Annotated in this window: 9 protein-coding genes and 1 pseudogene; all 10 read right to left on the bottom strand. The window is 43.4% G+C overall.

Annotated elements, in window-relative coordinates; all coding sequences use genetic code 11:
- Positions 1 to 34: 34 nt before the first annotated feature.
- The gene (locus SK578_RS00450) at positions 35 to 2,551 is read right to left on the bottom strand and encodes a DEAD/DEAH box helicase (protein ID WP_042749770.1); all 2,517 of its coding nucleotides are present in this window, start codon (positions 2,549 to 2,551) and stop codon (positions 35 to 37) included.
- Between the two features lie 27 nt (positions 2,552 to 2,578).
- Positions 2,579 to 3,652 carry a 5-(carboxyamino)imidazole ribonucleotide synthase gene (purK, locus tag SK578_RS00445; protein ID WP_042749768.1) on the bottom strand — a complete coding sequence of 358 codons (1,074 nt, stop codon included), beginning with the start codon at positions 3,650 to 3,652 and terminating at the stop codon, positions 2,579 to 2,581.
- Positions 3,639 to 4,127: a 5-(carboxyamino)imidazole ribonucleotide mutase gene (gene purE, locus SK578_RS00440; protein ID WP_042749766.1), complete on the bottom strand. Its 489-nt coding sequence runs from the start codon at positions 4,125 to 4,127 to the stop codon at positions 3,639 to 3,641. The genes purK and purE overlap by 14 nt, the downstream gene beginning before the upstream one ends.
- A 29-nt stretch (positions 4,128 to 4,156) precedes the next feature.
- Positions 4,157 to 4,273 (bottom strand): annotated as a pseudogene (locus SK578_RS11130) (phosphoribosylaminoimidazole carboxylase).
- Between the two features lie 61 nt (positions 4,274 to 4,334).
- Complete coding sequence (gene purD / locus SK578_RS00435) at positions 4,335 to 5,600, bottom strand: phosphoribosylamine--glycine ligase (protein WP_042749764.1); 1,266 nt, start codon at positions 5,598 to 5,600, stop codon at positions 4,335 to 4,337.
- Positions 5,601 to 5,719: 119 nt separating this feature from the next.
- Complete coding sequence (gene purH / locus SK578_RS00430) at positions 5,720 to 7,267, bottom strand: bifunctional phosphoribosylaminoimidazolecarboxamide formyltransferase/IMP cyclohydrolase (protein ID WP_042749902.1); 1,548 nt, start codon at positions 7,265 to 7,267, stop codon at positions 5,720 to 5,722.
- Positions 7,268 to 7,467: 200 nt separating this feature from the next.
- The gene (gene purN, locus SK578_RS00425; RefSeq protein WP_042749762.1) at positions 7,468 to 8,013 is read right to left on the bottom strand and encodes a phosphoribosylglycinamide formyltransferase; all 546 of its coding nucleotides are present in this window, start codon (positions 8,011 to 8,013) and stop codon (positions 7,468 to 7,470) included.
- Positions 8,010 to 9,032, bottom strand: coding sequence for a phosphoribosylformylglycinamidine cyclo-ligase (purM, locus tag SK578_RS00420; RefSeq protein WP_042749760.1), 1,023 nt, complete (start codon positions 9,030 to 9,032; stop codon positions 8,010 to 8,012). The genes purN and purM overlap by 4 nt, the downstream gene beginning before the upstream one ends.
- Before the next feature lie 38 nt (positions 9,033 to 9,070).
- Entirely contained in the window at positions 9,071 to 10,513 is a 1,443-nt protein-coding gene (gene purF / locus SK578_RS00415) for an amidophosphoribosyltransferase (RefSeq protein ID WP_042749759.1), read from the bottom strand.
- A 93-nt stretch (positions 10,514 to 10,606) separates the two neighbouring features.
- Positions 10,607 to 14,332, bottom strand: a complete 3,726-nt coding sequence (locus SK578_RS00410; protein ID WP_042749757.1) for a phosphoribosylformylglycinamidine synthase — start codon at positions 14,330 to 14,332, stop codon at positions 10,607 to 10,609.
- Positions 14,333 to 14,387 lie beyond the last annotated feature (55 nt).

Genomic DNA, 14,387 nt, shown 5'->3' with positions numbered 1-14,387 from the left:
AGTATCCTATTTCCTCAACTGTTATAATCAATCTTTATTTAGCTTTGGTAAAGAAATTATGTTCAATTTGTGTAATATCAAGGTTAGTTCTGAAGAAATATTGCTGCAATTGTTCTTTTGTTAGACCATCAAAATTCACATTCAATAATTGCTTTAATTGTTCTATTTTATCTTTAAGCCTATTAAGTTTCTCATTCGAAACAATATACATATTATCTGAAAACTGAACTTCTCTTTCTTTCTCAGACTTTGCATGGAATAAAATCAATTTTTGATTGTACATACTACCATAATTATTAGTGAACCACAATTCTGAATGAAGTAATTGTTCTACATCACCTTTATTAATATTATTAACTTCTCTATTTTTGCACTCTATAACAAACTGATAGTCTCTGGAAAGCCACAGATTATCTGGCCCACCATCATCCTTTATCTTTTCTGGTCTAGTGGAATGTAAACCAAGCAATTTCCCTAAATCCTCAATTGCTTTTTCAAAGTGTTCTGAAGATGCCTCATTATCATAACGTAATTTGCTTATGATATTATTTATAAATTTACTAAGTGAATATTTATCACTATGGTCTGTAATAAATTTAAATGATGCTTCTATTATATCTGGTGCTTTTAGCGCTTTTTGATATCCTGAAGTTGCCGGCTTAAACGCATAATCCCATTCTTCAAATGCTAGGTTTTGTAAATTTTGAGAATTTTGAATATCACTACTATAAAATCTAACCTCTGCTTCTTCTTGATAAATCCTACCAAGATCATTCCCAGATTTATTAGATCTCAAAGCTTCCAACTTAGATATGGCGTTAGTAAAATCATGTCTTACATACTGCTTGTAGGAATCGTGCTCATTTTCAATATCAGAGATATCTGTATGTGCTAACTCAGACACATTCACTTCAGATAATTTATCTTTAGCATACTTTACCCAGTTTGGATTTCTACTCAAACAGTAGTTGATTGACTTCACAATTTCTTCTTTTGCAGCTTTAATATCTGAAATTACAAATCCAGAAACTAGTTCATTACTAATAGAAAGTTGGGCTTGAGTTGCTAAAGAAAAATATTTCATGTTTGATTTCAGGCTAATAAAATCAATGAGCTTGTCTCCAAGCAAAAAAACTACACTATAGTCGCTATTTGATCGTACCGTTCTCCCTAGTCCTTGTTCAATTTTTTGAACGATTTTTAATTTCCAGTTGTCATCCTGAGAGGTAGTTGAAATAGCCTTATCTTTATTTGTAGAAAACTCAGGTAATCCATCCAAAATAAGAATATGTGATTGTTCTCCTGGAAAGTCTATTCCTTCATATCTATTTACTAATACTACTTGTTCCCTATTACCAGACTCTATGCCACTAAAGATATCTTCATAATTTGAATTATCAATTATCTTCGCACCTAGCTTCTCCCATTCTTGTGTTGCCAATGAATTTCGAGAAGGTACTATAACAACCAGTCCCATACTTTGTTTTTTACACTCAGTAATCATCCAATTTCTTATACTACTATCAGTTATATCTTTATGATACTTAGTAGGTGCTAGTATCATTCTCTCCCCAACATCAATAACATAGCTGTTTGTCACAATAGGATTTTCAATTGCACTTTTTTCAATTCCTAATTCTTCCCTCAAATCCTTTTCATTTATAGTAGCAGATAGAATATATCGATGTTTAGCATTGCTAAACGACGGTATTTGTTCGATAGGATTATATTTAGGTGTAATCTCAATTTGTGTTCCCGAAATATAACAACGAGAAAAATCTAATAAATTTTGTATCATACGATACTCAAAATCTGCACTTTCTTGTGAGAAATGGGTATTTAGAATCTCTTTCACATCCCTAATTTTCGATAACCATTCCCAATATGGAACTTGAATACTCACGCTGGCGTCAGATCTTTGAATTGAATTGTATTTTCCATAACTTTGTCTTTTAATTTCTGCTTTGAATAATTCAAAAATTCTATTAAATGCTGGAGTATCATTTTTTATTATAATCGTCGAACCATTTCTAGCATAATCAACACAAGAGTGTGCATCATCTATCAGAACGCTACCTATTTTTAATATACTAGCTGTATTAGTGAAATCTTTAACTCCAAAAATGGACTTCCCGTTAAAAAGTTTAGAAAAAGTCGTCACTAATATTTTTTCAGCATTTTTAAACTCTATCGGAATACGATTATCGCCGCCTATTTCACAAACATCCATTCCGTAGTGGCTTGCTTGCTTGACAGTTTGTTCTACAAGTTGCTTTGTTGGACATAAATATATTGCTGGCTCTTTCTCTTCAACTAATTTAGATTGAAGCATCAGCAAACCAACTAGCGTTTTACCAGCTCCGGTATGCATTACACCAACGATATCACGTTCAGCTCGCCGTTCATTCCATTCTTTTAAGAAATCTGCTTGGTTTGTTCGAAGATATCCAAAACCATCCTTTTTATCCAAATAATTAAATATTTGAATTGGATCACTACTTACGACTATATCTGTATTTGTTCTATTAAAAATTAAATCATCAATCCCCATTATTACTCTCCTCTTACCTAAGAAAAGTTAAAACTCCTCAACCTCATCCGGCACATCACTAAACAAAGTCACATGTCCCATTTTGCGGTTGTGTTTCGCTTCTATTTTACCATATAAGTGGAGGTGGGCGCTTGGATTTTCTGTCACATATTTTTCAGCGGCCTCGACGTGCTGGCCGAGAACATTGAGCATAACGGCTGGTACATGTAGTTTGATAGTCGGTAATGGTGCTCCCAGAACGCCCAAGATATGGGTATCAAATTGGGAGAAGTCGCAGGCTTCGATTGAATAGTGACCTGAGTTGTGAGGGCGCGGAGCAATTTCGTTGACAATAATATCATCAGCTGTCGCAAACATTTCCACGCAAAGTGTTCCAAACAAATTAAGTTGTTCAGCAATTCGCACTGCCATAGATTTGGCCTTTTCAGCTAGACTTTCTGAAATGCGAGCAGGCACAATAGTCTTAGATAGGATATTGTTTCGGTGGATATTTTCCTGAACTGGGAAGACTGTCACATCCTTGCCATTTCCTGACACGATGACGGAAATTTCAAGGTCAAAGTTGACAAATCCTTCTAAGACACAGTCTGCTGAATCAGCTAGCGTATAGGCTTCCTCCAAATCTTCTTCTGAGCGAATAACCTTCTGACCATGGCCATCGTAGCCACCAGTTGCAGTCTTGAGGACATAGTTTTTAGAGAGGTCGATATCTGCTAAGTCTTGGCTTGAAGTCACTACCTTGTAGGGTGCCACAGTGACTTGAGCCTTATTTGAAAGAAAGTCCTTTTCAAAGATACGGTTTTGAGAAATGCGTAGCAGGTCAGTCCCTTGTGGAAGCTGTCCTTCTTTGATAACAGCGTCAAGGCCATCTGCATCAACATTTTCAAATTCATAAGTGAGAACATCGCAACGGTCCGCCAACTGACGAAGGGCGTCCACATCATTATAAGGAGCCACGATGATTTCCGCCACACGAGAGGCTGGGCAATCAGCTGCTGGGTCCAGCGCGATAACCTTGTGGCCCATGTAGATAGCAGAAATGGCCATCATTTGACCCAGCTGGCCGCCACCGATAATTCCGATTGTTTTAGATGAGCTCATTTGTAGACTCCTCTGCGATTTTTCCTTGTTCTTCTGTGAAATCTGCCAAAGCTGTCGTGATAGCCTGATCCTCTACTGACAAGAGACGGATGGCAAATAGAGCCGCATTTGTCGCACCTGCTTCACCGATAGCCATTGTCGCAACAGGCACACCGCCCGGCATCTGTACAATCGAGTAAAGCGAGTCCACCCCACTAAGGGCACGTGATTTGACTGGTACACCAATGACAGGAAGGGTTGTTTTAGCAGCTACCATACCTGGCAAATGGGCTGCACCACCAGCACCTGCAATAATGACCTTGATACCACGGCTACGGGCCTCCTCGGCATGTTTGAACATGAGGTCAGGTGTGCGGTGGGCAGATACAACCTTCTTTTCGTAGGCTACACCGAAACGGTCTAGGACTTCGGCAGCTTTTTGCATGGTTGCCCAGTCAGATTTTGAGCCCATGATAATGGAAATTACGGGTTTCATTTCTTCTCCTTTTTCCTGTTTTTCAACAATCACATTAGGTTGTGAGGGACGGTAGCAGCCACCAAAGGTATCTCATGCCTAAATTGGAAGCCCAAGGTCTTCTAATTTCCCTGAACGATTGGATTGTCATCCAATCGTTCTTTCACAACGGCGGAGATTGTTCTATATTAGCTCGCTTTCGCTCGCCATTGACAAATTTAGTATCTGTTAATCTTTTATCGCCTTACTTCCGATATCTGTTCGGTAAAAGAGGCCTTCTGTGTTTTGTTTGTTAAGTTCGCTGTAGATGGTATCTTGAGTTTCTTTGACAGTTTCTGCTGTGGTGACGAGCATATAGACACGTCCGCCGTTTGAAAGCAGTGCTCTGCTATTTTCCGCAAACTTAGCCCCTGCATAATAGGTGATAATGTCGCCTTCTGTCTTGGCTGGCAACTTGACACCTTTTTCATAGTCTAACGGATAACCGTTGGATGCGACAACCACACCCAGAGTCACACCCTTGTCCGTCCAGATGATGTTTGGCTCCTTGCCATCGAGGATATCCGTAATATTTTGTGCAAAGTCAGATGTTAAACGAGGCAAGATGATTTGCGTTTCAGGATCTCCGAAGCGAGCATTAAACTCGATGACCTTAGGTCCATCAGCTGTCAAGATAAGCCCTGCGTAAAGAACTCCCAGATAAGGGCGACCTTCTTTAATCATCCCTTCGAGGACTGGCTTGACAATCGTGTCAACCGCTGTATCAACCACACTCTGTGGCAAGTGTGGAACTGGCGCATAGGCACCCATACCACCCGTGTTAGGACCCTTGTCGCCATCGTATGCACGTTTGTGGTCCTGAGCTGTCGGCATGATGTAGAACTTATTGCCATTGACAAAGGCAAAGAGAGAGAACTCCTCCCCATCAAGAAATTCCTCGATAACCACACGCGCACCTGAGTCACCGAATTTATTGTCCAAGAGTATCTCATGAGCGGCTTCGACCGCTTGATCAACCGTCTCAGCAACGACGACGCCTTTCCCGAGCGCCAATCCGTCCGCTTTGACGACGATAGGCGCTCCCTGCTTTTCGATGTAGGCCTTGGCCTCCTCGAAATCTGAAAATGTACCATAGGTTGCTGTCGGAACGTCGTATTTGACCATTATTTCCTTAGCAAAATCCTTGGACCATTCCAACTCCGCTGCAGCCCTAGTCGGACCAAAAGCCTTGAGGCCTGCTGCATTGAAATCATCCACTATTCCGGCGGCAAGAGCATCATCCGGCCCAATGAAGGTCCAAGCGATATCGTTGACCTTTGCAAATTCAATTAACTTAGAATGTTCGGAAATAGATATATTTACCAAATCAAGTCCATCTAAGGTCATCCCGTCATTCCCAGGTGCCACAAAAACTTGCTCAACGTCTTTAGACTCCAATAACTTCTTAGCAATCGCATGTTCACGACCACCAGAACCTACAACTAACAGCTTCATCTCTCAACCTCTTTTGCGAATTATTTACTAATATTATACCACAAACGTTCGTTTTAATCTTGTTTCACTCCGCGTTTTTACGCAAAAAAGGAAAGAAACTTTTTCTTCCCTTTACATTCTTAATGTCTAAAATGTCTCACTCCTGTGAAGACCATGGTCAAGCCGTATTTATCCGCAGCTTCGATAGACTCTTGGTCACGGACGGACCCACCTGGCTGGATGATGGCCTTGATACCTGCTTTTGCGATTTCTTCCACATTATCCGCAAATGGGAAGAAGGCATCGGAAGCAAGGACAGCACCGTCAAGACGGTCTTTAGCTTGGTCAATCGCAATACGTACGGAAGCTACACGGTTAGTTTGCCCTGGGCCAACACCGAGTGTCATGTGGTCATTGGTTATGATGATTCCGTTTGATTTGACGTACTTGATAGCCTTCCAAGCGAACTCAAGGGCAGTCGCCTCTGTCTCAGTTGGCTGGCGTTTGGTCACCACTTGCCAGTCAGCTGGGCTTTCTTTCACCACGTCTTGATTTTGCACAAGAAGTCCACCAACCACACCTGTGTATTCTGCTTCCACTTCGCTGGCATCTTGAGCGTTGAATGGCAAGGCAAGGATACGCAAGTTTTTCTTTTTGTTAGTCAAAATGGCTAACGCTTCATCCGTATAGCTTGGTGCAATAATGATTTCAAGGAAAACACCATGCATCTTCTCAGCTGTCGCAGCATTCACCTCACGGTTAAGAACAACGATACCACCAAAGATAGACACTGGGTCAGACTCATAAGCGTAGTCCCAAGCAGTCTCTATGTCATCAGCCTGACCGATTCCACATGGGTTCATGTGTTTGAGAGCCACAACGGTTGGACGGTCTTTGAAGTCACGGATGATACAAATGGCAGCGTCAGCATCACGGATGTTATTGAATGATAATTCTTTCCCGTTGAGCTGTTTTGCTGAAGCAATCGAGTAGTCAGTCGGCAAAGCTTTTTGGTAGAAATCCGCGTCTTGTTGAGGGTTCTCACCGTAACGCATGGCTTGCTTGAGGTCATAAGTCAAGGTCAACTTTTCAGGCTTGCTTTCACCCACTTGAGCTGTGAAATACTCTGCAATCAAGGCGTCATAAGCCGCTGTGTGACGAAATACTTTGGCTGCCAAACGTTGACGCGTTTCGTAAGTCGTTTCGCCGTTTGCTGACAATTCGTCAAGAACCACAACATAGTCAGCTGGATCTACCACAACTGTTACGCTGGCGTGGTTCTTCGCTGCTGAACGAAGCATTGATGGACCACCGATATCGATGTTTTCAACGGCATTCGCATAAGTCACGTCTGGTTTAAGAATGGTTTCCTTGAATGGGTAAAGGTTGACCACAACAAGGTCGATCAATTCGATATTATTGTCCTTAGCCGCTTCTAAATGGCTATCTAAGTCGCGACGAGCAAGGAGCCCACCGTGGATATTTGGGTGAAGGGTCTTGACACGACCATCCATCATCTCTGGAAAACCAGTCACATCATCGATAGCAATGGTGTCTACCCCAGCATTATCAAGGGCAACCTTTGTCCCACCTGTCGAGATAGTATCCCAACCAAGTTTTTTTAGTTCTTGGGCAAATTCAACAATGCCCGCTTTGTCTGAGACGCTGATTAAGGCGCGTTTAGTCATGTTTTTTCCTTTCATTTTCAAACTCTCTACCTACGAATTTTTCGATTCATAAAGTGTAGGGAGACGATTACCAAGACTCCCAAAATTACTGTCAGTAAAAATCTCCCCCAATAGGGAATCTCTGGGAACAAAAAATTTACTAGTAAACGTAGAATGATTACCAAGGCAATCAAGGCAAGTGTTTCCAACCATTTTTTCATTTACTTGTCCAACAATTCTCTAATAACTTCCGGATACAACTTGTACTCTGCCTCATGAATCCGAGCTTCAAAACTGGCAATCGTATCATCAGCCAGCCGTGGCACACGTACTTGTTTGATGACCTTTCCTGTATCCACTCCAGAGTCCACCCAGTGAATGGTCACGCCGCTCTCAGCAACGCCAGCATTCCAAGAATCCTCAATCCCATGAGCTCCTGGAAATTCTGGCAGGTAGGCTGGATGAATGTTGATGATTCGGCCTTCATAGGCTGCAAATAAGGTTGGCCCAACGATTTTCATATAGCCAGCTAGGCAAACCAAGTCAATCTGGTGCTCTTCTAATAGCTCAACAAGTGCTGCTTCGTAGTCTGCCTTGCTCTCAAACTCCTTGAGTTCAAAAGCATAGGACAGAACGCCGAGCTTGTCTGCACGTTCGAGCACATAGGCGTCACGATGGTCTGAAAAGACAAACTCTACTGGAAATTGTTCCGCTATCACCTGAAAATTTGAGCCATTACCAGAGGCAAAAACCGCTATTTTTTTCATTTGATGATGACACTTTCGTTTTCTTTCTTGACGATACGACCAATTTCATAGACTGGTTCATCCAACAATTCCTTGACACGACTTACATTTTCAGGGCTAACTGCTAGCATAAGTCCCACACCCATATTGAAGATTTCAAACATTTCTTCGTGTTTGATCTGACCATATTTTTCAAGGGCTTTGAAAATCGGTAAAACTGGAACCTTGTCTTCCTCAATCTCAGCAGCCAAGTCAGCTACAAACATACGAGGGACATTTTCGATAAAGCCACCACCAGTGATGTGGGCAATGCCATTGACCAACCCTTCCTTGATGAGTGGTAAGACAGCCTTGACATAGATACGAGTCGGCTCAAGAAGAACTTCCTTGAGTTGCTTGCCTTCCAATTCTGGCAAGATTTCCTCACCTGTGTAGTCGGCAAAGACACGACGAACAAGAGAGTAACCATTGGAGTGAATCCCACTTGAAGCAAGTCCAAGAAGGACATCTCCTTCTGCCACCTTTGAACCGTCAATGATTTGAGATTTTTCAGCCACACCGACCGCAAAACCAGCCAAGTCATAGTCATCTTCGCCATACATGCCAGGCATTTCAGCCGTTTCCCCACCAATGAGGGCTGCGCCTGCCTGCACACAACCTTCTGCCACACCAGCGACAACTTGTTCTAGCTTAGCTGGTTCATTCTTCCCTGTAGCCACATAGTCGAGGAAATAGAGGGGCTCCGCACCTGCAGCAATGATATCGTTGACACACATGGCCACACAGTCCTGACCGATGGTATCGTGCTTGTCGTACTTGATAGCCAGCATGAGCTTGGTTCCGACACCGTCAGTTCCTGAAATCAAGACAGGCTCTTTAACCCCAGTCTTTGAAAGGTCAAACATACCACCAAAGCCACCAAGAGCTCCCATGACACCTGCACGCTCCGTACGAGCTACGTGCTTTTTAATCCGTTCAACAACTTCATAACCCGCTTCAACATCCACACCAGATTGGGCGTACGCATTCTTATTTGTCATTTCTTTATTCCTTTTCTTTAATGGAGAATCTCAGTAACTCACTTGTAAAAACTGGTTTTTTCTTCCAAACTTCGACGATAGTCTTCTTCGTAGTCATAGAGAGGCGTTGGGTAGTCACCGTCAAAATAAGCGACACAGAGACCGCCATTTGGCGCATCGGTTTCAATACCAATTGACTCAATCAACCCCTCGACAGAAAGATAAGTCAGACTGTCCGCACCAATGATTTGGCGAGTTTCTTCGACCGTATGATTAGCCGCAATCAGCTCCTGACGTGTCTGGATATCAATCCCGTAGAAACATGGATAAGCTAGCGCTGGACTACCAATGGCAACATGAACCTCAGTTGCGCCCGCTTCTTTCAAGAGCTGAACGATACGACGAGAGGTTGTTCCACGTACAATAGAGTCATCAATCATAACAACACGCTTGCCTTTGACAACACCAGAAACTGCAGACAATTTCATCCGCACCCCTTGCTCCCGCAATTCTTGAGTCGGTTGAATAAAGGTCCGTTGCGTGTATTGGTTCTTAATGAGACCCATTTCATTTGGTAGCCCGGACTCTTCCGCAAATCCCATAGCCGCGCTGAGGGAAGAATTGGGCACACCGACCACGATATCCGCCTCGTGCTTGAATTCACGCGCCAATTGGGCACCCATACGTTTACGAGCCGTATGGACATTGACACCATGAATATTAGAATCAGGGCGGGCAAAATAGATATACTCCATAGAACAGATTGCTAACTGAGTATCATCTGTATAGCTATCATACTGGATGCCCTTGTCATCAATGATCACAATCTCACCTGGCTTCAAATCACGAATCCATTCAGCACCAATAACCTCAAAAGCACAGGTTTCAGAGGAAACAACCACTGCTCCGTTGGCCATTTTCCCGATAGAAAGGGGACGGAAACCATTTGGGTCAAGAGCCGCAATTAACTTATCCTCAAACAGCAAGATATAGGCAAAACCACCTTTAACTAGGCTGAGCGCCTCCTTGATTTTGCCCATCAAGTTCGGATTATGGCTGCGACGAATGAGGTGAGCCAAGATTTCCGAGTCCGAAGTCGCGCTGAAAATCGCGCCTCTTTGTTCCAGTTCTTTCTTGAGAGAGGCTGCATTGGTCAGATTCCCATTATGAGCCAAGCCAAACTGCATATCGTGAAAACGGAAGAGGAAAGGCTGGATATTATCTACAGAAGCTTCGCCAGCAGTCGCATAACGCACATGCCCAATCGCACCAGTTCCTGTCAATTTATCTAAGTTAGCAGGATTTCTGAAGACTTCTGATAAAAGCCCCATGTCACGATGGCGCTTCAATTGTCCCTGATCATTGGAGAGGATTCCTGCCCCCTCTTGACCACGGTGCTGAAGACTGTGGAGCCCAAAATAGGTCAATTTAGCAGCATCTGGATGTCCCCAGATACCGAAAACACCACATTCTTCATTAAGAGATTTTACTTCGTATGTCATTTTATATACCTAATTTTTATTTGTGTAGCACCAAGAGCTAAATCTACATGACTTTTACATTACTGATATTGTCTACTGGAAAAACCACAAATCTTATTTTCCAGTGAAATATTTAACCGCTGACGCGAACAGGTGCTGGTCTTTATTTCCTGGGATATTTTGGAAAAGACCATCTTCATAACGTTCTGAGTGTCCCATCTTACCGATGATTTGGCCGTTCTTGCTGGTAATTCCTTCAATGGCATGGATAGAACCATTTGGATTATACTTAGAATCCATGCTTGGCTTGCCATCAAAGTCAACGTATTGGCTGAAAATTTGGCCATTGTCACGGAGCTCCGCAAATTCCTCAGCCGTCACGACAAACTTCCCTTCACCGTGCGAAACAGGAATAGCGTGGATATCGCCCACTTGCACTCCAGCAAGCCATGGTGAGTTAGTATTGGCAATGCGAGTTTCTACCATCTTGGCCACGTGTTGGTTGGCATCATTGTAGAAGAGGGTTGGGCTAGTACTATTGGCGCCCTCGAAGTTTCCGTATGGAAGAAGACCTGATTTGACCAAGGCCTGGAATCCATTACAGATACCAATAATCAATCCACCACGGGCGATAAAGCTATCAATAGCTGCACGCACTTTTTCATTGAGCAGGATGTTGACGATAAACTTAGCTGAACCATCTGGTTCATCCGCAGCCGAGAATCCACCGGCAAAAAAGAGAATGTTAGCCTTGCCGATGTTGTCAACCATGGTTTCGACTGACTTGACAATAGCTTCTTCATTCAAGGTCACAAATGGCACCAAGTTGATCTCTGCACCTTCTTTTTCAAATGCCTTAGCTGAGTCATATTCTGAGTTGGTTCCTGGAAAGACTGGGATATAAACCACAGGTTTTTCAACCTTTTCTTTGGCATTAATCACAACATCTGATGCAACAGCTGGTACTTCAGCCAGTTCTTTCGCTTGAGTAAATTCTGTTGGGTAAACTTCTTCCAATTTTCCTTGGAAGGCACTGTCAAGTTTCTGTCCATCTAGCTTCACACCGTTGACAAGAAGTGTAAAGTCTGCACTTGTTTGACCGATTTTCTCTACTCCAGCAATTTCTTCAGGAGATGTGAAGACAAATCCGCCTAATTGAGCTGTCAAAGCAGTTTCAGGTTCAGGCAAGATTACCTCTGCACCAATATGATTTCCAAAGGTAGCAAGTGCCAAACTTTCAACCACACCACCATATTTGACAGCTGATGCAGATGTCACTTTGTGACCAGCTTGGATGTCTTCAAACTGAGCAAAATTAGACTTAATCAAATCAAAATCAATCTCTGCAGCAAGAGCTTGACCTGGGATGTAATAGATATTTTCACCAGCAGTTTTGAACTCTGGAGAGAGGACCTTACGGCTATCTGCCGTCGTCACCCCAAAGGCTACCAAGGTTGGTGGCACTGTCAATTCTTCAAAAGTACCAGACATAGAGTCCTTACCACCGATAGATGGCAAACCAAGCTGAATCTGAGCTTCGATAGAGCCTAGAAGAGCTGCTACTGGCTGACCAAAACGCTCGGCTTGTTTGTCCATCCGCTCGAAGTACTCTTGGTAAGAGAAGCGAGCCTTAGACCAGCTGGCACCAGCAGCAACCAAACGAGCAGTTGCTTCGATCACAGCATAGGCAGCACCGTGGTATGGAGACCATTCAGCTACATATGGGTTGAATCCTTGAGCCATAACAGACGCAGTATGAGTCACACCGTGTTGAACTGGTAATTTCTGCACAGAAGCCTCGGTTGGTGTAAGTTGGTAGCGACCACCAAGTGGGTGATTAACCGTAGAACGTCCAACAGAGCAGTCAAAGATAGTCTGTAATCCTTTTTGACTCGCATGATTCAAATCAGATAGAACCGCAAGGGTATCAGCTTCAAGTGTATCAGAGTTTGTTGTGCGCTCTTCTGGGAGCTTGACATCCTTGTCCACAACCTTAGCATTGACGACCACGCGCACACCGTTTGCATCAAGGAAACGACGCTCCAAGTCCACGATTGTCTCACCATTCCAGTGCATGACAAGATTTGGTTTTTCAGTTACTGTCGCAACAACAACAGCATCAATATTCTCTTTGTTACATTCCGCAACGAAGGCATCCACATCTTCAGGACGAACCACCACAGCCATCCGTTCTTGTGATTCAGAGATGGCAATTTCGGTACCATTCAAGCCTTGGTATTTAAGAGGAACCTTGTTGAGGTCGATTTCAAGACCGTCTGCCAATTCACCGATAGCCACACAGACACCACCAGCACCAAAGTCATTAGATTTCTTGATAAGACGAGTGACATCACCATTACGGAACAGACGTTGAATCTTGCGTTCTTCGATAGCATTCCCTTTTTGAACTTCAGCTCCAGCAGTTTCTACAGACTCAACCGTTTGAACCTTAGAAGAACCTGTCGCACCACCGACACCATCACGTCCAGTCTTACCTCCAAGGAGAATAATCACATCTCCCGCTTCCGGTTTTTCACGGACGACATTGCCCTTAGGAGCCGCTCCGACAACAGCACCTAGCTCCATGCGTTTAGCAACAAAGCCTGGGTGGAAGTACTCACGAACGTAGGTTGTTGCAAGCCCAATCTGGTTTCCGTAAGAAGAATAACCATGAGCAGCTGTCTTAGAAATGACCTGTTGTGGCAATTTACCAGCACGCGTTTCAGAGATTGGTGCTGTAATATCACCTGCACCTGAGATACGCATAGCTTGGTAGACATATGAGCGACCTGATAATGGGTCACGAATGGCTCCACCAATACAAGTAGCCGCTCCACCAAATGGCTCAATTTCCGTTGGGTGGTTGTGGGTTTCATTTTTAAACATGAGGAGCCATGGCTCTTTCACACCATCAACGTCCACTTCAATTTCGACTGAGCAGGCGTTTATTTCATCAGACACCTCCATGTCGTCCAAACGTCCATTGGCACGCTCATAACGACCGAAAATAGTGGCCATATCCATCAAGGTTTGCGGTTTTTCCGTACGTCCCAACTCATCACGCAGAGCGATATATTTATCATAGGTTGACTGCAATTGTTTTTGGAATTTAGAAGCTGAAAAGTCGATGTTTTTCAACTCTGTCTCAAAAGTCGTGTGACGACAGTGGTCAGACCAGTAAGTGTCCAAAACCTTGAGTTCCGTCTCCGTCGGCACGCGCCCGATTGACTTAAAGTAGTCTTGGATAAAGAGCAAATCATCCACTTCCATGGCCATCCCTTGCTCGGCCTTGTAGCGAGCAAAGTCTTCTGCCGTATAGCTTTCAAAGAAAGTCAATTTAGGAATGGTCTTGTCTGACTCTGAAAATTCTTGCTTAGCAATTCCTGTCGTGATGTCCTTGAAACGAGAATCAACTGGGTTGAGCAAGTAGTTCTTGACCGCTTCCAACTCAGTCGCATCAATATCTTTATTGACCAAGTAAAGTTGGGCTGTATTAACCGTTACATCATTCGAACTTCCTAGTAAAAGCAAGGCTTCCTGCGAAGAAGCCGCACGCTGGTCAAATTGACCTGGCAGGCTTTCAATGGCAAAGAAAGCATAGTTAGCAAGATCCGCCTGCACAGCCGCTTCGTCCAAGACGTGGTCTGTCACCTGCTCAGAGAAGATGTGTTTCTCTGCAGGCGCAAACAGGTCCTTAGCCAAGTTAAAGACATCATACACTTGCACAATACGAATACTTTTCAAGCTTGAAAGTCCCAAGTTATGCTGGAGTTCTCTAACCAAACTCTCTGATTTGACCTGAAAATCAGCCTTTTTTTCAACAAAAATACGTTTATCCATCAATTCTTATTCCTTTATTTCAGCTCTTGCAATATCCCCAACGACCTTGAGGTTG

The organism is Streptococcus mitis, assembly GCF_000722755.1.
In the GTDB taxonomy this organism is placed as follows: Bacteria; Bacillota; Bacilli; order Lactobacillales; family Streptococcaceae; genus Streptococcus; species Streptococcus mitis_CM.
Note: the sequence above shows the minus strand (reverse complement) of the source record. Positions and strands in the feature narration are given on the sequence as shown.

Coding starts and splice junctions, on each gene's coding strand:
- SK578_RS00450 (WP_042749770.1), bottom strand. CDS start 2,551: ATGGGGATTGATGATTTAATTTTTAATAGAACAAATACAGATATAGTC.
- purK (WP_042749768.1), bottom strand. CDS start 3,652: ATGAGCTCATCTAAAACAATCGGAATTATCGGTGGCGGCCAGCTGGGT.
- purE (WP_042749766.1), bottom strand. CDS start 4,127: ATGAAACCCGTAATTTCCATTATCATGGGCTCAAAATCTGACTGGGCA.
- purD (WP_042749764.1), bottom strand. CDS start 5,600: ATGAAGCTGTTAGTTGTAGGTTCTGGTGGTCGTGAACATGCGATTGCT.
- purH (WP_042749902.1), bottom strand. CDS start 7,267: ATGACTAAACGCGCCTTAATCAGCGTCTCAGACAAAGCGGGCATTGTT.
- purN (WP_042749762.1), bottom strand. CDS start 8,013: ATGAAAAAAATAGCGGTTTTTGCCTCTGGTAATGGCTCAAATTTTCAG.
- purM (WP_042749760.1), bottom strand. CDS start 9,032: ATGACAAATAAGAATGCGTACGCCCAATCTGGTGTGGATGTTGAAGCG.
- purF (WP_042749759.1), bottom strand. CDS start 10,513: ATGACATACGAAGTAAAATCTCTTAATGAAGAATGTGGTGTTTTCGGT.
- SK578_RS00410 (WP_042749757.1), bottom strand. CDS start 14,332: ATGGATAAACGTATTTTTGTTGAAAAAAAGGCTGATTTTCAGGTCAAA.